The sequence below is a fragment of the Pseudomonas sp. AS2.8 genome (assembly GCF_014190935.1).
Lineage (GTDB): Bacteria > Pseudomonadota > Gammaproteobacteria > Pseudomonadales > Pseudomonadaceae > Chryseomonas.
The window spans coordinates 1292950-1318063 of record NZ_JACHVV010000001.1; the positions used below are offsets into that span (position 1 = coordinate 1292950).

General features: G+C 66.3%; 22 protein-coding genes and 1 pseudogene. 17 read left to right on the plus strand and 6 right to left on the minus strand.

Features of this window, described 5'->3' with window-relative positions; translation table 11 throughout:
- Positions 1 to 267 precede the first annotated feature (267 nt).
- The 11 genes and pseudogenes from FHR73_RS05880 to FHR73_RS05925 all read left to right on the plus strand — a co-directional run bounded on the left by FHR73_RS05880 (position 268) and on the right by FHR73_RS05925 (position 10428).
- A complete protein-coding gene (locus FHR73_RS05880) occupies positions 268 to 1809 on the plus strand; it encodes an ABC transporter substrate-binding protein (RefSeq protein ID WP_183629980.1) in 1542 nt (513 codons plus the stop codon).
- The gene (locus FHR73_RS05885; protein ID WP_183629981.1) at positions 1806 to 2741 is read left to right on the plus strand and encodes an ABC transporter permease; all 936 of its coding nucleotides are present in this window, start codon (positions 1806 to 1808) and stop codon (positions 2739 to 2741) included. The genes FHR73_RS05880 and FHR73_RS05885 overlap by 4 nt, the downstream gene beginning before the upstream one ends.
- Positions 2738 to 3559, plus strand: a complete 822-nt coding sequence (locus tag FHR73_RS05890) for an ABC transporter permease (protein ID WP_183629982.1) — start codon at positions 2738 to 2740, stop codon at positions 3557 to 3559. The genes FHR73_RS05885 and FHR73_RS05890 overlap by 4 nt, the downstream gene beginning before the upstream one ends.
- Positions 3556 to 5022 (plus strand): ABC transporter ATP-binding protein, encoded by a 1467-nt coding sequence (locus FHR73_RS05895; protein ID WP_183629983.1) that lies wholly within the window; start codon positions 3556 to 3558, stop codon positions 5020 to 5022. Before FHR73_RS05890 ends, FHR73_RS05895 begins: the two co-directional genes overlap by 4 nt.
- Before the next feature lie 173 nt (positions 5023 to 5195).
- Positions 5196 to 6500, plus strand: coding sequence for an OprD family porin (locus FHR73_RS05900; protein ID WP_409258666.1), 1305 nt, complete (start codon positions 5196 to 5198; stop codon positions 6498 to 6500).
- Positions 6501 to 6628: 128 nt separating this feature from the next.
- A pseudogene (locus FHR73_RS22720) lies at positions 6629 to 7399 on the plus strand (MCP four helix bundle domain-containing protein); the annotation flags it as partial.
- 66 nt (positions 7400 to 7465) lie between these two features.
- Positions 7466 to 8254, plus strand: coding sequence for a methyl-accepting chemotaxis protein (locus FHR73_RS22725; protein WP_409258667.1), 789 nt, complete (start codon positions 7466 to 7468; stop codon positions 8252 to 8254).
- Positions 8255 to 8518: 264 nt separating this feature from the next.
- Positions 8519 to 8731, plus strand: coding sequence for a hypothetical protein (locus FHR73_RS05910; protein WP_037007037.1), 213 nt, complete (start codon positions 8519 to 8521; stop codon positions 8729 to 8731).
- Positions 8732 to 8840: 109 nt separating this feature from the next.
- Positions 8841 to 9224 carry a response regulator gene (locus FHR73_RS05915; RefSeq protein WP_085982650.1) on the plus strand — a complete coding sequence of 128 codons (384 nt, stop codon included), beginning with the start codon at positions 8841 to 8843 and terminating at the stop codon, positions 9222 to 9224.
- 95 nt (positions 9225 to 9319) lie between these two features.
- Entirely contained in the window at positions 9320 to 9565 is a 246-nt protein-coding gene (locus tag FHR73_RS05920; RefSeq protein WP_183629986.1) for a hypothetical protein, read from the plus strand.
- Positions 9565 to 10428 carry a formate/nitrite transporter family protein gene (locus FHR73_RS05925; protein ID WP_260175598.1) on the plus strand — a complete coding sequence of 288 codons (864 nt, stop codon included), beginning with the start codon at positions 9565 to 9567 and terminating at the stop codon, positions 10426 to 10428. Before FHR73_RS05920 ends, FHR73_RS05925 begins: the two co-directional genes overlap by 1 nt.
- Positions 10429 to 10484: 56 nt before the next feature.
- Here FHR73_RS05925 and fabI read toward each other — a convergent pair whose 3' ends face one another.
- The 3 genes from fabI to gloB all read right to left on the minus strand — a co-directional run bounded on the left by fabI (position 10485) and on the right by gloB (position 14039).
- Positions 10485 to 11285 (minus strand): enoyl-ACP reductase FabI, encoded by an 801-nt coding sequence (fabI, locus tag FHR73_RS05930; protein ID WP_042134086.1) that lies wholly within the window; start codon positions 11283 to 11285, stop codon positions 10485 to 10487.
- Between the two features lie 194 nt (positions 11286 to 11479).
- On the minus strand, positions 11480 to 13114 hold the full coding sequence (locus FHR73_RS05935; protein WP_183629987.1) for a lytic transglycosylase domain-containing protein: 1635 nt from the start codon (positions 13112 to 13114) through the stop codon (positions 11480 to 11482).
- Positions 13115 to 13259: 145 nt separating this feature from the next.
- Positions 13260 to 14039 carry a hydroxyacylglutathione hydrolase gene (gene gloB, locus FHR73_RS05940; RefSeq protein ID WP_183629988.1) on the minus strand — a complete coding sequence of 260 codons (780 nt, stop codon included), beginning with the start codon at positions 14037 to 14039 and terminating at the stop codon, positions 13260 to 13262.
- A gap of 83 nt (positions 14040 to 14122) precedes the next feature.
- Between gloB and FHR73_RS05945 the strand changes: the two genes are divergently transcribed.
- The 5 genes from FHR73_RS05945 (at position 14123) to nudC (ending at position 19048) form a co-directional block, all read left to right on the plus strand.
- The gene (locus FHR73_RS05945) at positions 14123 to 14899 is read left to right on the plus strand and encodes a methyltransferase domain-containing protein (protein ID WP_183629989.1); all 777 of its coding nucleotides are present in this window, start codon (positions 14123 to 14125) and stop codon (positions 14897 to 14899) included.
- Entirely contained in the window at positions 14892 to 15356 is a 465-nt protein-coding gene (gene rnhA / locus FHR73_RS05950; RefSeq protein ID WP_007161713.1) for a ribonuclease HI, read from the plus strand. Before FHR73_RS05945 ends, rnhA begins: the two co-directional genes overlap by 8 nt.
- Before the next feature lie 18 nt (positions 15357 to 15374).
- A complete protein-coding gene (gene dnaQ, locus FHR73_RS05955; protein ID WP_183629990.1) occupies positions 15375 to 16109 on the plus strand; it encodes a DNA polymerase III subunit epsilon in 735 nt (244 codons plus the stop codon).
- Positions 16110 to 16544: 435 nt separating this feature from the next.
- A complete protein-coding gene (locus tag FHR73_RS05960) occupies positions 16545 to 18224 on the plus strand; it encodes a ferrous iron transporter B (protein ID WP_252977123.1) in 1680 nt (559 codons plus the stop codon).
- The gene (gene nudC / locus FHR73_RS05965; protein WP_183629992.1) at positions 18221 to 19048 is read left to right on the plus strand and encodes an NAD(+) diphosphatase; all 828 of its coding nucleotides are present in this window, start codon (positions 18221 to 18223) and stop codon (positions 19046 to 19048) included. The genes FHR73_RS05960 and nudC overlap by 4 nt, the downstream gene beginning before the upstream one ends.
- Here nudC and FHR73_RS05970 read toward each other — a convergent pair.
- Positions 19016 to 19792, minus strand: a complete 777-nt coding sequence (locus FHR73_RS05970; RefSeq protein WP_183630208.1) for a TSUP family transporter — start codon at positions 19790 to 19792, stop codon at positions 19016 to 19018. The genes nudC and FHR73_RS05970 overlap by 33 nt on opposite strands.
- A 77-nt stretch (positions 19793 to 19869) precedes the next feature.
- Positions 19870 to 21054 (minus strand): 4-hydroxybenzoate 3-monooxygenase, encoded by a 1185-nt coding sequence (gene pobA, locus FHR73_RS05975; protein WP_183629993.1) that lies wholly within the window; start codon positions 21052 to 21054, stop codon positions 19870 to 19872.
- Between the two features lie 114 nt (positions 21055 to 21168).
- Here pobA and FHR73_RS05980 point away from each other — a divergent pair, with 114 nt between their 5' ends.
- Positions 21169 to 22086, plus strand: a complete 918-nt coding sequence (locus tag FHR73_RS05980) for a helix-turn-helix domain-containing protein (protein ID WP_260175600.1) — start codon at positions 21169 to 21171, stop codon at positions 22084 to 22086.
- Here FHR73_RS05980 and FHR73_RS05985 read toward each other — a convergent pair.
- Positions 22046 to 25105 (minus strand): hybrid sensor histidine kinase/response regulator, encoded by a 3060-nt coding sequence (locus FHR73_RS05985; protein WP_183629994.1) that lies wholly within the window; start codon positions 25103 to 25105, stop codon positions 22046 to 22048. The genes FHR73_RS05980 and FHR73_RS05985 overlap by 41 nt on opposite strands.
- Positions 25106 to 25114 lie beyond the last annotated feature (9 nt).

A 25114-nucleotide genomic window follows, 5' to 3' on the forward strand; every position in this document is an offset into this window, starting at 1 on the left:
CGGTCTGCGCACTCACGTCGCACTCGACTCCCTTCTCGCCACCCCTTCCCTTGAGGGGCGACCGCCTAGACTTCGGCTATCCGGACAAGACCTCAGCGCCTGCCGCACCTCCCAAGCAAATTCTCCAGCTGTTTCAAGATGTTGCCATCACGGGCTGGCCTTGGATTCTAATGAAAACGTTATGATATAACGTGCGCCTTCATTGGCTTGGCCGATGCCTAGCTGTTGGCAGCGGGTACCGGCGCTTTCGCTCTGCTAAGGACTGTCATGCCCGTATCCCGCTCCCTTCGCCTGGCGCTGGCCGCTTCGACCTTGGCGACCCTGGTCGCCTTCGTGCCGACGCTGTCCAGCGCTGAAGAACGCGTCTTCGACGTGGTCGGCCCCTTCGAGATCGGTGGGCTGGATCCTTCCATTTCTGGCTTCGTCTTCCAGCGCATGCAGATCACCGAGACCCTGCTCGAAGCCGATGCCCAGGGCCAGCCAATCCCTGGCCTGGCAGCGCGCTGGACCGAATCGGCGGATGGCCTGACCTGGCGGCTCGCCCTGCGCCAGGGAGTAAGGTTCCATGACGGCAGCGAACTCACGGCCGAGGCTGCGGCTGCTGCCCTTGATGCGGCGCGGGGTAAGCCCGGGGTGCTCAGGCAGGCGGGCATGGCGTCGGTCACGGCCGAAGGCAACGAGGTGGTGATCCGGCTGGCGAAACCCTTCAAGCCCCTGCTGGCGCTGCTGGCGCATTCCTCCACCAATATCCTGGCGCCGGCCGCCTATGACGCCGAAGGCAAGGTGCAGAAGATCATCGGCACGGGGCCGTACCGGCTGACCCTGCTGGAACCGCCGCAACGCCTGGCCGCGGAGCGCTTCGAAGGCTACTGGGGCGCCAGGCCGGAGATCGCCAGGACCTCCTACCTGGCCGCCGGCCGCGGTGAGACCCGCACCCTGATGGCCGAGAGCGGCGATGCCGAACTGGTGTTCCAGCTCGATCCGCCCAGCATCGCCCGACTCAAGCGCTCCAGCAGCCTCAAGGTGCTGATCGAGCCGGTCCCACGGGTAGTGCTGCTGACCCCCAACTCTGGTACCGGCGCCACCGCCCCGGTGGAAGTGCGGCAGGCGCTCAGCCTGGCCATCCAGCGCGAAGGCGTCGCCGCCGCCGTGCTGCGGGCGCCGGGTACCGGAGCGACTCAGTTGTTCGCCAGGAACGTGCCCGCCTGGCACGACCCCGCGTTGGCGCCGCTCGCCTACGATCCGGCGGCGTCGCGCACGCTGCTGGCCGGGCAGGGCTGGACCCCTGGCGCCGATGGCATCCTGCAAAAGGACGGCACGCCGCTCAGGCTCAAGCTGCTGACCTATTCCGACAGGCCCGAGCTGCCGCTGATCGCCACCGCGCTGCAGGCGCAGTTGCGCGAGGTGGGCGTGGACGTGGAAGTCGCGGTGCAGAACTCCAGCGCCATCCCGGCCGCGCACAACGATGGCTCGTTGCAACTGGCGCTCTATGGCCGCAACTTCGCCCTGGTGCCGGATCCCCTGGTCACCCTGCTCAATGACTTCAGCCACGGCGGCGCCGAGTGGGGGCCGCTGGGCTGGAAGAATCCGGCCTTCGACCAGGCCCTGGCCGCCTTGCTGGCCAGCGAGGATCCGGCCGAGCAGCAGCGCCAGCGCTACGCCGCCATGGCCCAGGTGCAAAAGGACCTGCCGGTGATTCCGGTGGCCTGGTATCGCCAGACGCTGGCCGTGTCCAATGCCGTCGAAGGCGCCGCCATCGATCCCTTCGAGCGCACCTTCGGCCTAAGCAAACTGCGGTGGGCCCCATGACCCGCCTGCTCGCCTTTCGCCTGCTGCAGGCGGGCCTGGTCGCCCTGCTGGTCGGCGGTCTCACCTTCCTGTTCATGAACCTGCTGCCGGGCGATGCCGCCTACCGCATCGCGGCGGGGCGCTACGGCTATGACCTGGTGGATACCGCCGCGGCCGAGGCGGTTAGGGCCGAGCTGAATCTGGATCAGCCGCTGCTGTGGCGCTTCTTCGCCTGGATCGGCGATCTGCTGACCCTGGATCTCGGCCATTCGCTGGTCTCCGGCAAGCCGGTGATGGACGTCGTCGCCCACGAACTGGGCAGCTCCATCTGCCTGGCCATCGGCGCCGTCTGCCTGTCGCTGCTGCTGGGTCCGCCGCTGGGCGTGATGGCCGGCCTGCGTCCGGGCAGCCTGCTGGACCGCGGCCTGCTGGTGCTGACCACCGCGATCCGCGCGCTGCCGCAATTCGTCCTGGGCGTGATCTTCGTGCTGCTGTTCGCCATCTCCTGGCAACTGTTCCCGGCGGCCGGCCACGGCACCTTCTGGCACAGCGTCCTGCCCACGCTGACCCTGGCGCTGGGACTGGCCGCGGTGTCGTCGCGGGTCGCCCGGGACGCCACGATGGAAGTCGCCGCGTCCGCCTACTACCGCTTCGGCCGCCTCAAGGGCCTGAGAGGCGCCGGCGTCTTCCTGCGCCATGGCCTGCGCAATATCGGCGTGCCGGTGGTGACCTACCTGGGCGTGCAGCTGGTGTATCTCATCGAGGGCGTGGTGGTGGTGGAGACGCTGTTCGCCTGGCCGGGCATCGGCCACGGCCTGGTCCACGCCATCGTCCAGCGCGACGTGCCCATGGTGCAGGGCACCGCCCTGGCGATGGGGCTGCTGTTCGTCATCCTCAATACCCTGGTCGATCTCGCCAACCACCTGATCGATCCGCGCGGGAGAAACGCATGAATCTCGACGCCACCGTCGCTTCGGCGGCGCCTCCGGTCAAATCCTCCGCACGCGGGCTTGGCCTGGGTCTGCTGGCGGCGCTGATCGCCTTTGCCGTACTCACCCCGCTGCTCTGGCCGGGCGACATCGCCCGTCAGGACTATGAGGCGATCCTCGCGGGGCCCAGCAGCGCCTATCCGTTGGGCACCGACCACCTGGGTCGTGACATGCTGGCGCGGCTGGCGGTGGCCATCCGCTTCTCGCTGGGGCTGGCCTTCATCAGCGTCTGCACCGCCGCCCTTCCCGGCGTGCTGCTGGGCATCCTGGCCGCCTGGAAGGGTGGGTTGGTCGACAAGCTGCTGGGCGGCCTGGCCGAGTTGTTCCTGGCCCTGCCGGGCCTGCTGCTGGTGCTGCTGATCGTCGCGGTGTTTCCCGGCTCCTTCGTCGCCCTCTACAGCGCCGTGGCCCTGGTGCTCTGGGTGGAGTACTTCCGCATGACCCGGGCGCTGTCCCGTACCGTACTGGCCTCGCCAGCGGTGGCCGCCAGCGGGCTGCTGGGCTTCGGTCCCGTCTATATCGTGCGTCGGCACCTCTGGCCACAACTGGCGCCGGTTCTCCTGACCATCGCCGCCTTTGGCGCCGCCTCGACCATCATGGCCATCGCCGCCCTGGGGTTCGTCAGCATCGGCGTACGGCCGCCCACCGCCGAGCTGGGCCTGATGATCACCGAGTTGCTGCCCTATTACGCCGAGGCGCCCCTGGTCATCGCCCTGCCGATCCTGGCGATCTTCCTGACCGTGCTGTCACTGCTGCTCATCACCGGAGGCCGCAAGCCATGACCGCCTTGCTCACCACCACGACGCTGGAGATCCGCACCGCCGATACCCAGCTGGTGGAACCGCTGTCCATCCGCCTGGCGCCGGGTCAGGTGTTGTCGATCATCGGCGAGACCGGCTCGGGCAAGAGCCTGTTCGCCCAGGGCGTCGTCGGCAACCTGCCGGCGGGGCTGCAGGCCCACGGGCAGATAGGCCTGGCGGACGGTTTCGGCGAAGAAGGCCGCCAGATCGGTCGCCGTAAGCACTGGGGCAGGGGGCTGGCGGTGCTGCCCCAGGAACCCTGGCTTAGCCTGGACCCGACCATGCGAGCGCTGTCCCAGGTCGCCGAGACCTATACCCAGGTGGTCGGCCTCGGTCGTACCGAAGCCCGCGACAGGGCCAGCGCGGATCTGGCGCGGCTGGGCCTGACCGGCGCCGAGCACAAGTATCCCTTCCAGCTGTCCGGGGGCATGGCCCAGCGCCTCGCCTTCGCCGCCACCCATGCCGGTGGCTCGCCGGTGCTGATCGCCGACGAGCCCACCAAGGGGCTGGATTGCGACCGCATCGACGAGGTCATCGATCTCCTCAAGGCCATGCTGGCCGAGGGCGGCAGCCTGCTCATCATCACCCACGACCTGGAAGTCGCGCGCCGGCTGGGTGGCGAGGTGATGATCATGCTCAAGGGGCAGGTCATCGAGGCCGGTACGGCCGAGCAGGTGCTGGGCCAGCCGCAGCATGCCTATACCCGCCAGCTGCTGGCCGCCGATCCCGCCCAGTGGCCGAAACGTCCCTCGCGACCCTTCACCGACGAAGCCGTGGTCGCGGTGGAAGACCTCGCCGCCCAGCGCGGTGGCAGGCAGCTGTTCGAGGGGTTGTCCTTTACCGTCCGGCCCGGGGAGATTCTTGGCGTGACGGGGCCGTCCGGCTGCGGCAAGTCGACCCTCGGCGACATCCTGCTCGGCCTGGCCGCTCCCGGCGCCGGGGCGATCCGTCGCCAGCCAGGCCTCGGTCGCTTCGCCTTCCAGAAGCTGCACCAGGACCCGGTGGCCGCCTTCGCGCCCTCGGTGACCATTCGCCAATTGCTGGCGGATCTGGTGCGGCTGCACCGGCTGGATGCGACGCGCATCGGTCGGCTGATGCAACGCCTGCGCCTCGACGAGCGCCTGCTGGATCGACTGCCCGGCAATATCTCCGGGGGTGAGTTGCAGCGCTTTTCCCTGCTGCGCGTGCTGCTGCTCGATCCGGCGCTGATCTTCGCCGATGAACCCAGCTCGCGGCTGGATCTCATCACCCAGAAGGAGATGATCGAGCTGCTGGTCGAAACCGCCGAGGAGTCCGGGACCGCCATCCTGCTGGTCAGCCATGACGAGAACCTGGTGGACGCCGTCGCCGACCGGCGTATTCACCTGACGATGCTCGACAGCTCCCTGCAGGCACGCGCACCTGCAAAGGGGCAGGGCAGCCGACTGGGTGAGTCCCTGACCTGAGATCGGTGCTCGCATGGGGTGCGGGCACCGCCCACTAGACGTCACCAAGACCGCGAAAGGATTTCGCTGCCTGCGTGTGGGCGTCGTTCAGACAACCGGATCTCCAACACTCCGCAGAGGACTTCATGGAACGCTCGCGTCATCGAAAAGGATCACCCCGAGGCAATCGCTGGCTGCAGGGCGGCTGCCTGGCCACACCCCTGGCACTCAGCGTACTGGGCAGCGGCGCGTGGCTGCTGACGGAGCAGGAGGCCCGGGCCGATGGCTTCGTGGACGACGGCAAGCTCACCCTGACCCTGCGCAACTACTACTTCGGTAGCGATCGCCGCAACGGACGTGCCGATCAGCAGGACTGGACCCAGGGCGTTCTGCTCGATTATCAGTCCGGCTTCACCCAGGGTACGGTAGGTCTTGGCGTCGATGCCTTCGGCTACCTGGGCATGAAGCTCGATGGCGGTCCCGGGCGGCGAGGGACGGGTAATCTGCCCGTGCACGCCGGCAACGAACCGGCGGACGAGTACTCCCGCGCCGGCGCCGCGGCCAAGCTGCGGGTAGGCAAGACCGTGGTCCGCTATGGTCAGCAACTGCCCACGGCACCGGTCTTCGCCATCAGCACCAGTCGCCTGTTGCCGCAAAGCGCCACCGGCTGGAGCCTCCTCAGCACCGACCTGCCTGACCTGACCCTGGAAGCCGGGCATTTCACCTCGGGCACCGACCAGGTCAGCACCAACAGGGACGGCGACCTCTTGGCCGGCTATGCCCGACGCCGTGCCAGTCACATCGATTTCGCCGGGGGCAAGTACGCGCTGGCCAAGGGTGCCAGCCTGTCGCTCTATGCCGCCCAACTGGATGACATCTGGAATCAGTATTACGGCAACTTCAACCTGGTGCGGCCGTTGTCGGCGACCCAGTCGCTGAACTTCGACGCCAACCTCTACCGCACCCTCGACACCGGTGCCGCCAAGGCCGGTCCCATCGACAATACCGCCTACAGCCTGGCAGCGGCCTATAGTCAGGGCCCCCATACCGTCACCCTCGGCTGGCAGCGGATCGACGGCGACACACCCTTCGACTATATCGGCATGGGCGACAACGGGCGCACCGGCGGTGGGCTGTTTCTGGGCAATGCTTCGATGTTCTCCGACTTCAACGCCCCCGGCGAGCGCTCCTGGCAAGCGCGCTACGACCTCAACTTCAAGACCTTCGGGGTACCCGGTCTCAGCCTCATGACCCGCTACATCAAGGGCACCAACATCGATGGCAGCAACCTGCCCGCCACCAGCGCCTATCGCGGACTGTACGGCGCCGACGACCGCGAGCGAGAGCTGAATCTGGAAGGGCGCTACGTTGTGCAAGCCGGGACGGCCAAGGGCCTGTCCATTCGCGTGCGCCAGGCCTGGCACCGCGGCTCGTTGTCCACCGGCGGCTCGGTCGATCAGCTGCGGGTCATCTTCGACTACCCGCTGCAGTTGCTCTGACGCTACCGTCCTCCCAAATGGACGCCGCGACCGCTGGCAGTCGGTTCGCGGCCGTCCGTCGTCCCTGTCTTAAGGGGGCTCCGCTGCGCCGATATCCCTAATAGTCACTTTATTAGGGATATCCACCTATGAGTCTTCGCAGCCTCAACGTCGCGCCCCGCGCCGTGCTGTTCTTTTCCGTGATCGTCCTGATCGTCTTCGCCCTCGGCGGCGTCGCCGTGGTGCAGATGGGCAAGCTCTTCGAGGCGGAACAGGAGGTAGAGACCAACTGGCTGCCGGGCAACCAGCTGGCGGCGAAGATGAGTGGCGGATTGCTGCGGCTGCGCCTGGAAAGCCTCAGGGCCACCACCACGCCGGATCCGCAGCTGCGCGCCCAGACGGTCGCGGCCTTCCCGGGCTATCGCGACGCCTTCTTCACCGCGGTCAAGGACTACGAAAAGACCGTGGCCGACGCCGAGGATCGCCAGCTGTACACCGCCGTGGTCAAGGGTGCCGAAAGCTACCGGACCCTGCTGGATACCTTCGAGCCCAAGCTGCGCGCGGGCGACAACGAAGGCGCCATCGCCCTGATCAATACCTCGATCCGTCCGCTCACCAACGCACTGGAAAAGACCATCGCCGAATTGAGCGCCTTCAACGAACGCGGTGCCAAGGCCGCAGGGCAGGCGGCGGGCGCCACCTATGCCAATGGCCTGTTCTGGGTCTATGGGCTGATCGGCCTGACCATAGCGGCCACCATCGTGCTCGCGGCGCTGCTGATCCGCAGCATCACCCTGCCGGTGGGCGAAGCGCTGCGCATCGCCCAGCGAATCGCTCGCAAGGATCTCACCGAGCGGATCACCGTGGTCGGCCGAGACGAGGCGGCAGGCATGCTGCAGGCCCTGGCCCAGATGCAGGGCAATCTGCGCGACACCGTTTCCCATATCGCCGACAGCTCGACCCAGCTTGCCTCTGCCGCGGAAGAGATGACTGCGGTGATCGACGAAGCCGGGCGCGGTTATGTACGGCAGAACGACGAGGTCAACCAGGCCGCCAGTGCCGTCACCGAGATGAGTTCGGCAGTGGAGGAGGTCGCGCGCAATGCCGCCGATGCGGCCAGCACCTCGCTGCACACCCAGAACCTCACCAGCGACGGCCTGGACAAGGTCACCCGCACGGTGCAGTCGATCGAGGCCCTGGCGCAGAACGTGGCCAGTACCAGCGAGCAGATCCAGGCCCTGTCCTCGCGTGCTCAGGACATCACCACCGTGGTCGAGGTCATTCGCGCCATCGCCGAGCAGACCAACCTGCTGGCGCTGAACGCTGCCATCGAGGCAGCGCGGGCGGGCGAACAGGGCCGCGGCTTCGCCGTGGTCGCCGACGAGGTGCGGGCCCTGGCCCATCGCACCCAGCAGTCGACGCGCGAGATCGAGCAGATGATCGGCGCCATCCAGAATGACTCCTCGCAGGCCGTCAGGGCCATGGCCGAGAGTCAGCAACTGGCCGGCGAATCCACCTCGGTCGCCCAGCTGGCCAATGTGTCCCTGGAGCAGATCGCCGAATCCATCTCCCAGATCAACGACCGCAATGCGGTCATCGCTACCGCCGCCGAAGAGCAGGCGCAGGTGGCGCGGGAGATCGATCGCAACATCACCAGCATCCGTGACCTGGCCACCCAGAGCGCGACCGGAGCCACCCAGACCGCCAGCGCCAGCGCCGAGGTCTCCAAGCTCGCCAGCGGCTTGAATCGCGTGGTGCGCGAATTCGCCGTCTAGGGTGAGGACCTCGATTCCTTCCCGCCACGCGGAGGCGGGGAGGAGTCCCTGCGTCTGGCTCCGGGTTCGTTGCGGCAATAGCCAGACTAACAACGGCTCTGGGGCATCCGCCCTCGTGACTGCGCTGCTCTGGCACGCCTGCTCGCCGCTGGAATGCCCGCCAGACAATCTTTAGTATTCCGTTACATCGCCTCCGGCATCTGGTAGAGAACGAATCGGCGCTTGGCCTGCCTAAACAGTGTCCAATCAACCCGGAGTCCTACCATGAACGCGAAGAAAATCTCTGCCTTGATGTTTGCTGGTCTGATCGCTGCCAGTGGCGCCGCTTTCGCCACCGAAGGCGCAGGCAATCCGCCGAAGGCCAACAGCGCTGGTATGGGCACCCCGGCAGGTCAGAAGACCGGTGAAGGCGCTGGCGCCGCGACCGGTGCCGGCAAGACCACGCTCAACGAGCAAGGCCAGAAGCAACAGCAGTAAGGTCCAGGGGGTCGCTGGCACGTCCGGCGCCCCCTAAATCTGCGTCTAGAACGGAACTTTGCAGGCCCTTTGTGTCCAAGGGAGCCGAGCGTGTGGGTACAGGGGTCAGATGGTGAGTGCGGAACAGAGCAAGGTTGTCCTGGTCGTCGAGGATGAGCCGCAGATTTTGATGATTCTGGCGGATTATCTTTCCGAACTGGGTTACACCGTCCTGCAGGCGCCCTCGTCACTCGAAGCCTTTCGCATCCTGGCCGGTCGGCCACGTCTGGATCTGCTGATCACCGACTTCCGCCTCCCCGATGACGTCTCCGGTGTGATGATCGCCGAGCCCGCTCTCAAGCTGCGCCCCGACCTCAAGGTGCTCTTCATCAGCGGCTATCCCGCCGAAATCATCGATACCGGCTCGCCGTTGCTGGGCAAGGTCCCCTTGCTGACCAAGCCGTTCTCCCTCGAGCGTCTTCACCTGCAGGTGCAGAAGCTGCTCGGCGCCTGATCCGCTCCCTCGCCACAGATCGTTTTTCCGCCGGCACAGTCTATCTATCAGGCGCGACCAGTCCGGTCGCCTCAGGTGTGGAGACAACGGCGTCTATGGCTATCAAGCATTTCAATCATCACGAAGCGATCTCGTCCGCCGTTCCGGCTGAACAGGGTTTCGAAGCAGTCATCGCCGTCAAGGCACGACGCGAAGATGCCCATCCGGTCTTTCACAAGGTCGCTACCGAAAGGCATTTCGATCTGGCTTCCGAAGCGGAAGAGGCAGCTGATGCCGCGCTCAACCGAGTGACGGAGATTGGCGACGACGATGAGCTGCTCTGGGACGAGCAGGCCGTCTGATGAAGAGAGACCAGGAGCAGGCCGAAGAGCCCCGACAGCGGAAGGAATCCGGTCCGGACGACCCCGAGCTGAGTCGCGAGGAAGAAGAGGACGTCGACGAGAACCAGTTGCCACGCGCCGTGGTGCTGCACGAGATCATCCGTACCCAGGGTGATCACGAACTGGAAAGGACCATCGCGGCGCTGTTTTGGTCGGCGCTGGCCGCCGGCCTGACCATGGGCCTGTCGTTGATGGCGATGGGGCTGCTCAATGCCAATCTGCCCGAGGGTGGCTACAGCAAGGTCATCGCCAGCTTCGGCTACTCGGCTGGCTTCCTGGCGGTGATCCTGGCACGTCAGCAGCTGTTCACCGAAAACACCCTGACGGCGGTGCTGCCGGTGATGAGCGAGCCCACGCTGCACAACTTCGGCCGCCTGGGGCGGCTGTGGGGCGTGGTACTGGTGGGCAATCTCATCGGGACCATCCTGGTCGCCTACGTGATCCTGCATCTGCCACTGTTCGATGCCAAGGCCGACGCGTCCTTCCTGAAGATCGGCACCAAGGTGATGGAGAACGATGCCTCGGCGATGTTCGCCAAGGGCATCGTTTCCGGCTGGATGATCGCCACCATGGTCTGGATGCTGCCGGCGGCAGAGCACGCCAGGATCTGGATCATCGTGCTCATCACCTACCTGATGGCCCTCGGGGACTTCACCCACATCGTGGTCGGCAGTCTGGAGGTCGCCTATCTGGTATTCGCCGGAGAGGCGAGCTGGGGTGACTTCTGGCTGACCTTTGCCGGGCCGACCCTGGCCGGCAACATCGTCGGGGGCAGTCTGATCTTCGCGCTGATCAGCCATGCGCAGGTGCGCAGCGACAGCTGAAAGCAGAAGGGCCGGCAAATTGCCGGCCCTTCGCGGTGATCAGGCAGCGGCCTCGATCACTCGTCGTCGTTCAGCTGACCCATGGCGGTGGTGTTGAAGCCGCCGTCGACATAGAGGATCTCGCCGCTGATGCCCGACGCCAGGTCGGAGCACAGGAAGGCGCCGGCGTTGCCGACTTCGTCGATGGTCACGTTGCGGCGCAGGGGTGTCTGGCGCTCGTTGGCGGCCAGCATCTTGCGGAAGCTCTTGATGCCCGAGGCGGCCAGGGTGCGGATGGGACCGGCGGACACGGCGTTGACGCGGGTGCCTTCCGGGCCGAGGCTGCCGGCCAGGTAACGGACGCCGGCCTCGAGGCTGGCCTTGGCCATGCCCATGACGTTGTAGTTCGGCATGGTGCGCTCGGCGCCCAGGTAGGACAGGGTCAGCAGGCTGCCATTGCGGCCGCGCATCATCTCGCGACCGGCCTTGGCCAGGGCGACAAAGCTGTAGGCGCTGATATCGTGGGCGATCTTGAAGCCGTCACGGGTGGTCACGGCGGTGAAGTCACCGTCCAGCTGGTCGCCCGGGGCGAAGCCGACCGAGTGGACGATGCAATCCAGGCCATCCCACTTCTTCGCCAGCGCGGCGAACACGGCTTCGATCTGGGCGTCGTCGGCGACGTCGCAGGGGAAGCACAGCTCGGGATTGGAACCCCAGCCCGCGGCGAATTCTTCGACGCGACCCTTGAGCTTCTCGTTCTGGTAGGTGAAGGCCAGCTCGGCGCCTTCGCGGTGCATGGCCGCGGCGATGCCGGAGGCGATGGACAGCTTGCTGGCGACGCCGACGATGAGAACGCGCTTACCGGCGAGAAATCCCATGGTTTTTTCCTCTTCTGTGTTGAATCCCGGGCAGCAGCCAGGGGCTGAGGTCCGGGTTGGGCAGGGCTCTGCGCAGGTCAGAGCGAGATCTTGGCCTGGCTCCGCTAGGGGTCAGGCACGGGTGGGGCGGTAAGGTAGCAGGTCGATACCCGGGACAAAAGCGCTGGTTGACCGCTGCGGTGAGCGGTCGCGCCTCAGTTGAGGAACAGCGTCAGGGTCTGACCGGGGGTCAGGGCGGACGCGATGCGCGGATTCCAGTCCTGCAGTGCTTGCACGCCGATGTTGTAGCGCTTGGCGATCTGATAGAGGGAATCGCCGGCCTTGACCCGGTAGTAGGTGGGGGCGGCCTTGGCCGTTTTGGTGGTCTTGGCTGCCGACTTGGCGGTCTTGACCGTATAGGAGGCCGGCATCGCCACGGCGGTGGCGGTGCTGCTACCCGTGCCGTGCAGCTTCAGCGTCTCGCCGACCTTGAGGCCGCGCTTGCCGAGATCGTTCCAGCGCTTGAGGTCACCCAGCTCCACCTCGTTGGCCCGGGCGATGGACCAGAGGCTGTCGCCGGTGCGCACCTTGTAGGTGCGCACCACGGGCTCTTCGGCCACGGCGATGGTCTCCAGGGGCGTCGTGGTCTTGCCGGTCTCGCGGCGCGGGATCATGAGTTCCCGGCCAGCGGACAGGCGGCTGCTGCTGCTGAGCTTGTTGAGCGCGGCGAGTTGGTCGACGCTCACCCGATTGCGCTTGGCCACGCTGCGCATGGTATCGCCGCGGCGCACCTGATATTCCTGCCACTGCACCACGGCATCGGAGGCGATGTTGGGCAGGGTCGCGACCAGGCGCTTGGCCTTTTCCGCCGGCACCAGCAGATGCTTGGGGCCGTCCATGGTCACGCGCTGGGTGTAGGCGGGATTCAGACGATAGAGTTCGTTGGCATCCAGGTCCGCGAGCTCGGCAACCCGGGCCAGGTCCAGGTGCTGCTTGATGTCCACCACTTCGAAGTAGGGCTCGTCCGGGATGGATTCCAGGGCCAGGCCGTAGGCGTCCGGGTTGCGCACGATCTGGGAGACGGCCAGCAGCTTGGGCACGTAGTCCTGGGTTTCCGGCGGCAGCGACGACAGATTCCAGTAGTCGGTGGGCAGGCCCAGCGACTGGTTGCGCTCGATGGCGCGGCTGACCGTGCCTTCGCCGGCGTTGTAGGCGGCCAGCGCCAGCAGCCAGTCGCCACCGAACATGTCGTGCAGCTTGCTCAGGTAGTCCAGGGCGGCATTGGTCGAGGCGGTGATGTCGCGGCGACCGTCATAGAAGCGGGTCTGGCGCAGATTGAAATACTTGCCGGTGGTGGGGATGAACTGCCACAGACCGGAGGCGGCGCTGCGCGAGAGGGCGTTGGGATTGAAGGAGCTTTCCACCACCGGCAGCAGGGCCAGTTCCAGTGGCATGTTGCGCTCTTCCAGGCGCTCGACGATGTAATGCAGATAGGGCGCGCCGCGGCTGCAGGACTGCGCGAGGGCGGCTTCGTGGCTGGCATACCAGAGTCGCTGACGATCGATGCGCGGGTTGGTGCCGTTGTCGCCGGCGCCCTGCAGCTGATAGCCGTCCCGTACCCGGTCCCAGATATCGCCACTGGTGGCTGCCGCGGTGGGGGCCTTGCGCAACCATTCCGGCGGACGCTGGATCTTGCTGGGCGTCATGTGCAGATCGGCCTGATAGGCACGATTATCGGGCTGCTGATTGCTCTGACAGCCGGCGAGGAAGACGGCAAAACAGAGCGCCGAGACTTTGAAAGAGGTGGCCAGCACGTCTATTTCGCGGGTTTTCGGCGTCGCTGGCGGCATCGGTCTGGGCTTTCCGGGAGCTGGAGGATGGGCGATTCTAGGAACCGCATCCCGGGGGGTCAAGGAACAACCCTTTAGCCTGTGACCTGTACGACGACCGAAAACCCTGGCTTCCAGCGTGCTGGCAGGGTCTGGGCAATAGGTGTCAGAACGTGTCCTTCCAGCCTCTCAAGGCCGCGAAATAGGTATCCTCCGGCGCATCCGCCGCCACCTCGCGTTCCTCCTGCAGGCGGAGGCGCACGCTGCTTTCGGCGGTACGGAGGAAGGGATTGATCTGGCGTTCGCGGCCCAGGGTGGAGGGCAGGGTGGGGTGCTGGGCATCCCGCAGCTGCCGGGTCTCGGCCAGGGCCTGCTGTACCGCGGCGTTTTCCGGTTCCACCGCCTCGGCGAAACGCAGGTTGCTGAGGGTGTACTCGTGGCCGCAGTAGATTTCGGTGGTGTCCGGCAGCTTGGCCAGGCGCTGCAGGGAGGTCAGCATCTGGCTGGGCGTGCCTTCGAAGAGTCGGCCGCAGCCGGCCGAGAAGAGGGTATCGCCGCTGAACAGCAGGGGTCGCTCACCCGCGACATGGAAGGCGATGTGGCCGGCGGTATGGCCGGGCACCCGCAGGACCTCGAAGGGAACGCCCAGCACCTCCAGCCGCTGGCCGTCCGCCAGCGGGAGGTCGACCGCGGCGATGCGTTCGTCGGCCGGCGCACTGACCCGGGCGCCGCTGCGCTCCTTGAGCGCAGTGATGCCGCCGGTGTGGTCGTGATGGTGGTGGGTGATGAGGATATCGGTCAGGCGCCAGTCCGGATTCGCGTCGAGCCAGGCCAGGACGGGGGCGGCATCGCCCGGATCGACCACGACCGCCTGTCTTGTCGCGGCGTCCTTGATCAGCCAGATGTAGTTATCGTTGAAAGCGGGCAGCGGAAGAATGTCGAACATGGACGAGCTCTCTGGTCGGACTGCAGGCCCCTAGGGTAGCAGTGGGTGGTAGGGCTAAGGCTTCAGTATGAGAGGACCAGACGATGCACGATGAATTCTCCGCCCAGGTCGATCCGCGCTGGCTGAAGCTGATGAGCTCGGCGCGGGACTGGCTGGCCGGACCGCTGGGCCAGCTGCTGCTGGAGCAGGAGCGCCTGCTGATCGACGAAGAGCTCAAGCGCCACTTTGGCAGTTACCTGATCCACTACGGCCCGCACCCCGAGGCACCGGCCAATTGCGGCCAGCTCCGCCATGCGGTGCGCATAGGACCGCCGCTGGGCGATGTGGACATCGTCTGCGAAGAGGGGGCCTGGCCGCTGGGCGAGCATGCGGCCGACGTGGTGCTGTTGCAGCACGGTCTGGATTTCTCCCTAGCGCCGCATCGGCTGCTGCGCGAGGCGGCGCTGAGCGTGCGTCCGGGCGGGCACCTGGTGGTGGTGGGCATCAATCCCTGGAGCCTCTGGGGCGTGCGCCATTACCTGGCCCGGGATGCCCTGCGCAAGGCCCGCTGCTTCGGCCCCAGCCGGGTAGGCGACTGGCTGTCGGTGCTGGGCTTCGCGCTGGAGAAACGGCGCTTCGGGTGTTATCGTCCGCCGCTTTCATCCCCCAAGTGGCAGCAGCGGCTGGCCTGGATGGAGCAGGGCGAAGCCGAACCCAACTGCGAACAGGCAGCGGGTGCAGGCTTCTATCTGCTGTCGGCGCGCAAGCTGATGTTCGGCCTGCGCCCCGTGCCCCAGGCGCGCAAGGAACCGCGCGGCAAGCTGGTGCCCATGCCGGTGGCCAAGATCAGCCGCCGCGAATCGAGTGAATCCAATGAGTGACGACATCGTCGAGGTCTTTACCGACGGCGCCTGCAAGGGCAATCCCGGCCCCGGTGGCTGGGGCGCCCTGCTGAAATTCAAGGGTGCGGAGCGCGAGCTCTGGGGCGGCGAAGCCAACACCACCAACAATCGCATGGAGTTGATGGCGGCCATCCAGGCCCTGGCGGCGCTCAAGCGCCCCTGTCAGATCCGTCTGACCACTGACTCCGAGTACGTGATGAAGGGCATCACCCAGTGGCTGGTGAACTGGAAGAAGCGCGGCTGGCAGACCGCCGCGCGCCAGCCGGTGAAGAATGCCGAGTTGTGGCAGGCCCTGGACGAACAGGTCCAGCGCCACCAGGTCGAGTGGCGGTGGGTGCGCGGTCACACCGGCCACCCCGAGAACGAGCGGGCCGACCAGTTGGCCAACCGCGGTGTCGACGAAGTACGGCAGGCCAAGCAGGCCGCCAAGGCGTAACCAGCCAAGAGGTTAGCGATGAGATATGTAGTTCTGGATACCGAAACCACCGGCATGCCGGTGACCGATGGCCATAGGGTCATCGAGATCGGTGGGGTCGAGGTCATCGGTCGGCGCCTGACCGGGCGGCATTTCCATGTCTATCTCAACCCGGATCGGCAGATCGACGAGGGCGCCATCGCGGTCCACGGCATCACCGATGAATATGTCGCCGACAAGCCGCGCTTTGCCGAGATCGCCGACAGCTTCTTCGAATTCATCGAAGGCGCCGAACTGGTCATCCACAACGCACCCTTCGACGTGGGCTTCATCAACATGGAGTTCGCCCGGCTGGGCGTCCATCCCGAGCGTGCCGACGTCACCCAGTACTGCTCGGTGCTCGACACCCTGGTCATGGCCCGCGGTCGGCATCCCGGCCAGCGCAACAGCCTGGATGCCCTGTGCAAGCGCTATGGCGTAGACAACTCCAACCGCGAGCTGCACGGCGCCCTGCTGGACGCCGAGATCCTTGCGGACGTCTACCTGGCCATGACCGGTGGCCAGACCAGCCTGTCATTGGCCGCCCACGGCCAGGAAGGCAATGGCGACGGCAACTACGTCATGCCGATCAGGCGCCTGCCGGCCGAGCGCCCGCGGACCCGGGTGATCAGCGCGACCAGCACCGACCTCGATGCCCATGCGGCGCGCATGGCGGCCATCGAGAAGAGCTGTGGCCGGACGCCGCTCTGGCTGGCGGGCGCCGGAACCGAATAACGCCTTCCTCCCTTCTCCCAAGCGCCCGGTCGGCCCCTGACCGGGCGTTCGCGTTCGTCTGAATAAGCTGAAAGACCTCACAATTTTCAGCTATTGTTCAACTAAGATGCTGCAGGCTGGTCATTTGAGCCCGCATGAAGCCTCGAATTTCGAATTGAGCGGAACTTTATTTGTTCCTCAAAATCATATGACGATTCGGAATTATCGCTTCGCTTTTGTGGATTTACAGGTCTAGCGTTCCAGAGCAAGGTTCCCTGGTGTGGCGAGAGGTCGAATCCCCGTCCGCCTGGAATGATTAGTGTGGCCCGGTCAGGAAGACGCAGGTACCTAGGCTCCAGTTGGAATAGCAAGCCTTTCTTCCCGTATTAAAATGGCGTTGGCGAGGTTGTAATGGCGCAGGAGGCGTAAGGCACCATGGTGACCGGAGCAAGAGCTTTGAGCTTGGTCCGCGAACAGCTGTTCGCGACCATCGAGGAAGCTGAATCCCATCTTGAACGATTCATCGTCGAGCGGCACTGCAGCAGCCTGTTGCAGCGCGCGGTCGAGAGCATCGGCCAGATTCGTGGCGCCCTGACGCTGATCGAGCTGACCGGCGCCCAGTTGCTCGCCCATCAGACGTTGCAGATTGCCAACGACATCCCTGCCGGCGCCGGTGCCGAACACGACGAGCACCTCATGGCGATCTGTCGTGGGCTGCACGTGCTGCGCCGCTATCTCGAACAGCTGCGTAGCGGTCAGGACGAGATGCCCGAGCTGCTGCTGCCGGCGATCAACGCCCTGCGGCTGGCCGGCGGCGAACCCGAACTCCCGGAAAGCTATTTCTTCAGTGTCCGCCTCGATCAGCGTCCCCTGATCAGCGAGACCACCAGCCTTGGCGTGCGCGAGCGTCAGGCCCAGGCGCGCCGGATGCGCCAGATGTATCAGGTCGGCCTGCTGGGTTTCCTGCGCGACGTCAATGGCGTGGCCAGTCTCAGGCTGATGGCGAGGGCGCTGGAGCGCTCCGCGGCGCTGCTGCACGATCATGTCGGCGGCTACTTGCCGTGGGTCGCCGCGGCCACGGTCGAGGGCTTCGCCCAGGGCCGCCTGACGGCCACCCGTGAACGCAAGCAACTGTTCGCCCGGGTCGATCGCGAATTGCGCCAGATGCTGGGTAACGAGCTGCACGAGCCGGCCCGCAGCACCCTCAAGGAGCTGCTCTACCTGTTGGCGCTGGCCGGTGTCGAAGGCGCCCATCCGCAAGAGGTCATGAACGCCTACGGCTTCGAGCGACTCGGTTTCACCGATGCCCAGCTCGAAGCCGGCAAGAAGCGTCTCGCCGGTCCCGGCCATGCCGTGATGCATTCGCTGTCCGCGGCGATCCGCGAAGAGGTGGAGACGGTCAAGGACCTGATCGACCTCATCGAGGCCGAGCTGCGCACGGGCGCCGAGCAGAATCGTCTGCCGCGCTCCGATAATTTTTCCCGGCTGTATGTCCAGGTCGGCCTGTTGGGCAAGACCCTGGAAATGGTCGGGCAGGAGAACGCCGGTCAGGTGCTGCAGCAGTGCCTGCCGAACATCTCCCAGTTCCGCGACAGGACGGTCGTGCTGGAGGACCTCGCGCCCCTGGCCGATGCGCTGCTGCTGGTGGAAAGCCTACTGGGCCAGCCCGAAGGGCAGGGCTCGCTGATCGACGTGCCGCTGGAAGCCGAGGGCGTCCAGGTCAGCGTCGCCAACTATCAGCTGGGCGAAGCCCAGGCGCTGCTGCACCGGGAGGCCTACAAGGGCCTGACCGACGCCAAGCGCGCCATTGGCGCCTTCCTCGATTCCCGTGGTGATACCCTGCATCTGGCCACCGTGCCGGCGCTGCTGGATACCGTTCGCGGTGCCTTGTTCTTCCTGGGGAATCCCCGTGCGGCCGAACTGGTGCGGGCCTGCACCGGTTACATCCAGCGCTGCCTGATCGAAGGCGGCCAGGCCTGCGAGTCGGCGACCCTCGAGGTGCTGGCGGATGCGCTCAGCAGCATCGAGTTCTTCGTCGAGAGCGGTGGTACCGAGAGCCAGGACGGCACCCCGGAGATTCTCGATATCGCGGCGCAAAGCATTCGCGCCCTGGGCTGGACCTCGGCTGCGGCATGAGTGTCTGGCAGCCTGGCTGGTTCCAGACCGCCCAACCCTCCGGTGGCTGGCTGGTCGTCCACAGCGGCCAGGCGTTTCTGACCTCGGGTACCGATGTGCTCTTCGCCCTGGATGACCCGCGCGTCCAGGGCTTCGAGGGGGAGCGCCATGGGTTGGGGCAGTGGCAGGCACAGCCGGTCACGCTGCTCGAACTGGATGCGCCTCAGGACATCGACGGCTGCGTCTGGCAGCCCTTGCGGCCGCTGATGCTGCAATCGCCCCATACGCTGTTCAAGTTGCTGGGCTATGCCAATCAGATCGGGACCTGGGCGCGGCAGCATCGCTTCTGCGGGCAGTGCGGTACCCGTACCTTCGCCCTCGATGGCCAGCGCGGCCTCAGGTGCCCGAATTGCCAGCTCACCCAGTATCCACGGTTGTCGCCCAGCATGATCGCCCTGGTCACGCGCGGTGATGAGGTGCTGCTGGCGCGGTCGCCTCGTTTCGCGCCTGGCGTCTTCAGCACCCTGGCGGGCTTCGTCGAGCCTGGCGAGTCCGCGGAGGCCTGCGTGCACCGGGAGATCATGGAAGAGGTGGGCGTTTCGGTAGCCAACCTGCGCTACCAGGGCAGCCAGAACTGGCCTTATCCGCATTCCCTGATGCTCGGCTACCACGTCGATTACCTGGCTGGCGACATCCGTTGCCAGCCGGACGAAATCGAAGACGCCCGCTGGTTCCACCTGCGCGAGTTGCCGACGCTGCCGCCGGCCTTTTCCATCTCGCGCTTTCTGATCGATCGCTATCGCGTGGAGCGGCTAGGCGGCGCTGAACCAGTGCTGCCAGATTAGCTTGACGGTCAACGCCAGCACGACGCAGATGAACACCGGGCGGATGAACTTGGCGCCCCCGGCGATGGCGCTGCGCGCGCCCAGATAGGCACCCAGGGTCAGCGACAGGCCCATGGTCAGCCCCAGTACCCAGAGCACCTGCCCCAGGGCGATGAACATCACCAGGGCGACGCCGTTGCTGACGAAATTCATGGTGCGGGCCACGCCACTGGCCTTGAGCAGGTCCAGGGGGTAAAGCAGCAGGCTGCTGACCGTCCAGAAGGCGCCCGTGCCCGGTCCGAACAGGCCGTCGTAGGCACCCAGCGCCAGGCCCTGCGGCCATTGGCGCCGCTGCGGCACGGGCGCATCGCTGAGCACCGGCGCCTTGGGTGTGCCGCCGAACAGCAGATAGAGGGCGCAGCTGAACACCACGACCGGCAGCAGCTGGTTGAGGAAGTCCGCGGAGAGATGGTGGGCGACCAGGGCGCCGAGCCCCGCACCGATGGCGGTCGCCACCAGGGCATGTCGCCACTGACGGGGATGGAACAGCTTGCGTCGATAGAAGGTATAGGCGGCGGTGGCGCTGCCAAAGGTGGAGCTGAGCTTGTTGGTGCCGATCGCCAGGTGGGGCGGAACACCAGCCATCAGCAGGGCCGGCACCGTGAGCAGGCCACCGCCGCCGGCGATGGCGTCGATGTAACCGGCGAGGAAGGCGACCCCGGCCAGCAGCGTCAGGGTCATGGGGTCCAGGGCGAATTCGAGCATGGGGTAGGGCGCCAGGTGGAACGGGGGCGCCATCATGCATCAGACGCGCGGCCGTCACCACCTGTCGCCGTTCCCGGTCAGTCCAGTGCGGGGAAGGGCAGTCCGACGTAGTTTTCCGCGAGGGTCGTACGACCCGCTCTGGAATCGAGCAGCGCCTGGAGTTCGGCGTCCTGCACCCGCTGAGTGAAGGCATCGGTATCCGGAAAGCGGTGCAGGGCGGTGGTCATCCACCAGGAGAAGCGCACCGCCGCCCAGATGCGTTTCAGGCAGAGCGTCGAATAGCGTTCGAGGCAGCCGGCATCGCCGCTGCGATAGGCCTGCTCCAGCAGCAGGTGCAGATTGCGCACGTCGCCCAGGGCGAGGTTCAGCCCCTTGGCGCCGGTGGGCGGGACGATATGGGCGGCATCGCCGACCAGGAACAGTCGGCCGTACTGCATGGGCTCGACCACATAGCTGCGCAGCGGGGCGATGCTCTTTTCCAGGGACGGACCGGTCACCAGCTGGGCCGCCGTCTCGGCCGGCAGGCGCGCCTTGAGTTCTTCCCAGAAGCGCTCGTCCGACCAGTTCTCCACCGCGTCCCCGGCTGCCACCTGCAGGTAATAACGACTGCGGGTCGCCGATCTCATGCTGCACAGGGCGAAGCCGCGGGGGTGGTTGACGTAGATGAGTTCGTCGGCGGCGGGCGGGGTATCGCTCAGCAAACCCAGCCAGCCGAAGGGATAGACCCGCTCGTATTCAGTGAGCACACCGTCCGGGATGCTGCGGCGCGAGACGCCATGGAAGCCGTCGCAACCGGCGATGTAGTCGCAGTCGATGCGCAGGGTCTCACCTTCGACCTGGCAGGTGACATGGGGGCGCTCGCCCTTGAGCTCGTGGGGCTCGACGTCGCTGGCCTGGTAGAGGGTAGGGGCGCCACTGGCCTCGCGGGCGGCCATCAGGTCGCGGGTCACCTCGGTCTGGCCATAGACGGTGACGCAGCGCCCGCCGAGGAGATCGTTCAGGTCCAGTCGCTCGCGCTGGCCATGGATGGCGAATTCGACGCCCTCGTGTACCTGGCCTTCCTGCTCCAGCCGCTCGGCGACGCCGGCCTGGCGCAGCAGATCGACCGTGCCCTGTTCGAGCACGCCGGCGCGGATGCGGCTGAGTACGTGGTCGGCGCTCTGGCGCTCGACGATGACGTTGTCGATACCCGAGCGGGTGAGCAGTTGGCCCAGCAGCAGCCCGGAGGGGCCCGCGCCGATGATGACGACTTGGGTACGCATGGAGTCTGTCCTCTTGTCCGGCGTGATCGCCGTCTTGTTATGGGGCTCCGGTATTTTTGGACGGTTTTCGCCGGTATCGGCAGCGACCTTTCCGATACTTTCTGGTACTTTTCGATGATTCGTGCGGCTATCGCCCAGGGACTGACGATGACCAACGCCTTTCCACCCATCTTCAAGCTGTATGGCGAGGCCCAGGCCTGGCCGGCGCCGGATCTGCTGCACTGCGAGACCATCGAGAGTCGCAGTCGGCTGCATGCCTGGCATATCGCGACCCATCGCCATGCGGATCTCGCGCAACTGCTCTATGTGCGCACAGGGGGAGTGCGGCTGCAGCTGGAAGACTGGCAGGGGGAAAGAAGCGGACCGCTGCTGGTGGTGCTGCCGGTGCTGTGCGTCCATGCCTTCGAATTCGATCCGGCGGTCGAGGGTTTCGTCATCACCCTGCCGGTACCCCAGGTGGAGCGGTTGAAGCAGCGCTGCCAGAGAGCTGGGCAGGGGTTGTTCCTCGCCGCCGAGTGCCTGGACCTGGCCGGGCCGGATGCCCTCTGGATCGATCAGTTGATCGGCCAGCTGGTCGGTGAGTACGAGGGGCACAAACCGGGTCGCGAGATAGTGCTCGAAGCACTGCTCGACAGCCTGGCGATCTGGCTGGTGCGGCAACATCGACATGAGCGGGGGGAAGCCTTGCCGCGCCGTGCCGAACAGCACCTGGGTCGTTTCCTGGCACTGGTCGAGCAGCATTATCGCGAGCACTGGAGTCTGGGTCGCTATGCGACGGCGCTCGGCATTTCAGGGGTACACCTCAACGGCCTCTGTCGGCAGCTGGCCGGCGCCTCGGCGCTGGCCATCGTGCACCAGCGCCTGCTGCTGGAAGCACGCCGTACCCTGAGCTACACCCAGGCGTCGGTGGGCGAGATCGCCGATGCCCTCGGCTTCGCCGATCCGGCCTACTTCGCGCGTTTCTTTCGCCGTGGCACCGGACAGAGCCCGCTCAATTATCGGCGTCTGGCGGGCCAGCAACGGCAGCGCTGATGGTCGCCAGGGTTTCGCCGACCCGTGCGGCCAGGGCGTCGAGGTTGAAGGGCTTGGTGATCAGGGTCATGCCGGGATCGAGATAGCCGTCCAGGTGCGCGCCCTCGGCATAGCCGGTGGCGAACAGTACCTTGAGACCGGGTCGCCGCTGCCGCGCGATCTCGGCCAACTGGCGGCCGTTCATGCCTGGCAGGCCGACGTCGGACAGCAGCAGGTCGATGGGCCGTCCGCTTTCCAGCAGCGGCAGGGCGCCGCGCGCATCTTCGGCCTGCAGGGTCGCGTAGCCCAGCTCCCGCAGCAGATCCACCACCATCTGCCGGACCACGGGTTCGTCTTCCACCACCAGCACGGTCTTGCCCGCGCCCTGGGGTGTGACGGTGGGCGACATCAGCCGCGGCGCCTCGACATCGGCGCCCAGGTAGCGCGGCAGGTAGAGGCCGACGGTCGTGCCCTTGCCGGGCAGGGAGTCGAGTCGGACATGACCCTTGGACTGCTTGGCGTAGCCGTAGATCATCGACAGCCCCAGGCCGGTCCCCTGACCGATGGGCTTGGTGGTGAAGAAGGGATCGAAGGCGCGGGCCATGACTTCGGGCGGCATCCCGGTGCCATCGTCCGCCACCAGCAGCGCCACATAGTCACCGGCGCTCACGGCATCCAGGCCGTTGCCGCTGTCGGTCAGATAGACATTGCGGGTCTCGATGCGGATGGTGCCGCCATGAGGCAGGGCATCGCGGGCGTTGATGACCAGGTTGAGCAGGGCGCTTTCCAGCTGGTGCGCATCGGTCAGCGCCTGCCAGACGTGGCTGTCCAGGTCGAGGACCAGGGCGATGTCGCCGCGCAGGCTGCGCAGCAACAGCTCCTCCATGGAACGCACACTGTCATTGACATGGATGGGCTGCAGATCCAGCGCCTGGCGTCGGGAAAAGGCCAGCAGGCGCTGGGTGAGGGCGGCCGCGCGCTGGGCCGAGGTCAGCGCCGAATGCAGATACTGGTCGAACTTGTCCTGACGGCCGGCCTTCTGGTGCCGCTGCAGCATGTCGAGGCTGCCCATGATGCCGGTCAGCAGGTTGTTGAAGTCGTGGGCGATGCCCCCGGTGAGCTGGCCCACCGCTTCCATCTTCTGCGCCTGGCGCAGTTGCTCCTGCAGCTCCTGCTGTTCGGTGACGTCGCGCCCTACCGCGTAGATGAGCTCGTCCTCTGCACTGGCGGTCCAGTCGAGGATGCGATAGCTGCCATCGCGACCGCGCAAGCGGGCCCTGAGATTCGCCGAGCCCTGCTGGCGGCCCAGGCAGCGCAGGGTATCGAAGACCTGGCGCTGGTCATCCGGATGGATCAGTTCGGTGAGCTGGACGGTCGCCAGGTCGGTTTCGCGTCGTCCCAGCAGGCGGGTGGCGGCGCTGTTCACCGTCTTCACCTCGCCATCGGGGCGGCAGATCACCATGAGGTCATGGCTGATACGCCACATCCGGTCACGCTCGCGGGTGCGCAGCTCGATCTGCTGTTCCAGCTCCTGGCGCGAGCGGGTGAGCACTTCCCGGGCGTCGACGATGCTCTGGATGTCGGTGCAGGTGCCGAACCACTGCTCGATACGGCCCTTGGCGTCGCGCACCGGCTGGGCGCGACCGAGCACCCAGCGGTAACGCCCGGAGCGGTGCCGCAGGCGGTATTCGATATGGTAGGGCTCGCCGGTGCTGAGGCTGTGGTGCCAGACCTTCCAGGTGCGCTCCTGGTCGTCGGGATGGAAGACGTTGGCCCAGCCTTCGCCTTCCGTTGAGCCTTCCGGCACCCCGGTGAATTCGTACCAGCGGTTGTTGAAATAGAAGTGGTGGCCATCTGGGCGGGTGGCCCAGACCATCTGGTCGATGGAGTTGATGATGGCGCGCAGCTGCGCCTCGTTGCGGGCCAGCTCCTGGGCCTGGCGCCGGTGGCCACTGATGTCGATGAACAGTACCGCGAAACGGTCGCCCGGCAGCTTGTGGGCGCGCACCTCGTACCAGTGTTCGTGCTGCAGGTGCAGCAGGATGTCGAACTGGGTGAATTCGGCATCGCCGTTCATGAAGTCGACATAGGCGGGCAGCAGGTCGGCTTCCAGCTGCGGCAGGGACTCGCGCAGCGTCCGCCCCAGGACCTGATCCAGGGGAATGCCGGTGAGGGTGGCGAAGACGGGATTGACCTCCAGGAAACGGAAGTCCTCCATCCGGCCATTGGCATCGCGGATCGCCTGGGCCATGTAGAAGCCCTCGCGCATGCCGTGATACAGCTCCTGCAACCAGAGATCGCGCTCGGTGATGGCGGCTTCGTTGAGCTTGCGCTCGGTGATGTCGTAGCACACGCCCAGGTAGCGGTCGCTGCCCTGGCTGGTCATCAGCTGGCCGCGTCGACCGAGCCAGCGTTCCTCCCCGGTGTCGGCCCGGCGGATGCGGTATTCGAGATAGTCGAGGGCGTCGTCGTCCAGCGCCGCGGTCAGGGTCCGCAGGCTGGCGACATCGTCGGGATGCAGCTGGCGGACCAGTTCGTCCAGGGAATAGCTGCGGCTGACCGGCAGTCCCCACAGCTGGCAGAACCCCGAGGACACCAGCAATCGTGCCTCTCCGGGCAGCAATTCGAAGGTACCCACACGACCGACGTCCTGGGCCAGGCGTACCCGCTCTTCCGCCATCAGCTGTTCGGTGCGGTCCTGCAGCACGTGCACGAAGCCGAGTACGGCGTCGGCGTCCCTCAGGGCGGTGGTGGCGATCTCCACCCAGCGCGGCGTACCGCCCTGGACCGTGATCCAGCCGGCGCCCTGGCCATGCTCATCGACCAGCGCCTGATGCTGGGCGGTGGTCATGAAGGGAGCGTCCCGACCAGCCGCCAGCAGGTCGGTCAGGCGCTGACCGCGGGCTTCGCTGGCCGGCCAGCCACACAGCAGTTCGGCACCCCGATTCCAGCGCTCGATGCACCCGTGGTGGTCGGTGATGACCAGGGCGTGGGAGGTCAACTGCAGAAGCGCCTGCTGTTCGAGCAGAGAGATCGACATGCGGGGATT

Excerpts from the sequence above, each read along its gene's own strand:
- FHR73_RS05880 (WP_183629980.1), top strand. The coding sequence starts at position 268 with ATGCCCGTATCCCGCTCCCTTCGCCTGGCGCTGGCCGCTTCGACCTTG.
- FHR73_RS05885 (WP_183629981.1), top strand. The coding sequence starts at position 1,806 with ATGACCCGCCTGCTCGCCTTTCGCCTGCTGCAGGCGGGCCTGGTCGCC.
- FHR73_RS05890 (WP_183629982.1), top strand. The coding sequence starts at position 2,738 with ATGAATCTCGACGCCACCGTCGCTTCGGCGGCGCCTCCGGTCAAATCC.
- FHR73_RS05895 (WP_183629983.1), top strand. The coding sequence starts at position 3,556 with ATGACCGCCTTGCTCACCACCACGACGCTGGAGATCCGCACCGCCGAT.
- FHR73_RS22725 (WP_409258667.1), top strand. The coding sequence starts at position 7,466 with ATGACTGCGGTGATCGACGAAGCCGGGCGCGGTTATGTACGGCAGAAC.
- FHR73_RS05910 (WP_037007037.1), top strand. The coding sequence starts at position 8,519 with ATGAACGCGAAGAAAATCTCTGCCTTGATGTTTGCTGGTCTGATCGCT.
- FHR73_RS05915 (WP_085982650.1), top strand. The coding sequence starts at position 8,841 with ATGGTGAGTGCGGAACAGAGCAAGGTTGTCCTGGTCGTCGAGGATGAG.
- FHR73_RS05920 (WP_183629986.1), top strand. The coding sequence starts at position 9,320 with ATGGCTATCAAGCATTTCAATCATCACGAAGCGATCTCGTCCGCCGTT.
- FHR73_RS05925 (WP_260175598.1), top strand. The coding sequence starts at position 9,565 with ATGAAGAGAGACCAGGAGCAGGCCGAAGAGCCCCGACAGCGGAAGGAA.
- fabI (WP_042134086.1), bottom strand. The coding sequence starts at position 11,285 with ATGGGATTTCTCGCCGGTAAGCGCGTTCTCATCGTCGGCGTCGCCAGC.
- FHR73_RS05935 (WP_183629987.1), bottom strand. The coding sequence starts at position 13,114 with ATGCCGCCAGCGACGCCGAAAACCCGCGAAATAGACGTGCTGGCCACC.
- gloB (WP_183629988.1), bottom strand. The coding sequence starts at position 14,039 with ATGTTCGACATTCTTCCGCTGCCCGCTTTCAACGATAACTACATCTGG.
- FHR73_RS05945 (WP_183629989.1), top strand. The coding sequence starts at position 14,123 with ATGCACGATGAATTCTCCGCCCAGGTCGATCCGCGCTGGCTGAAGCTG.
- rnhA (WP_007161713.1), top strand. The coding sequence starts at position 14,892 with ATGAGTGACGACATCGTCGAGGTCTTTACCGACGGCGCCTGCAAGGGC.
- dnaQ (WP_183629990.1), top strand. The coding sequence starts at position 15,375 with ATGAGATATGTAGTTCTGGATACCGAAACCACCGGCATGCCGGTGACC.
- nudC (WP_183629992.1), top strand. The coding sequence starts at position 18,221 with ATGAGTGTCTGGCAGCCTGGCTGGTTCCAGACCGCCCAACCCTCCGGT.
- FHR73_RS05970 (WP_183630208.1), bottom strand. The coding sequence starts at position 19,792 with ATGCTCGAATTCGCCCTGGACCCCATGACCCTGACGCTGCTGGCCGGG.
- pobA (WP_183629993.1), bottom strand. The coding sequence starts at position 21,054 with ATGCGTACCCAAGTCGTCATCATCGGCGCGGGCCCCTCCGGGCTGCTG.
- FHR73_RS05980 (WP_260175600.1), top strand. The coding sequence starts at position 21,169 with ATGATTCGTGCGGCTATCGCCCAGGGACTGACGATGACCAACGCCTTT.
- FHR73_RS05985 (WP_183629994.1), bottom strand. The coding sequence starts at position 25,105 with ATGTCGATCTCTCTGCTCGAACAGCAGGCGCTTCTGCAGTTGACCTCC.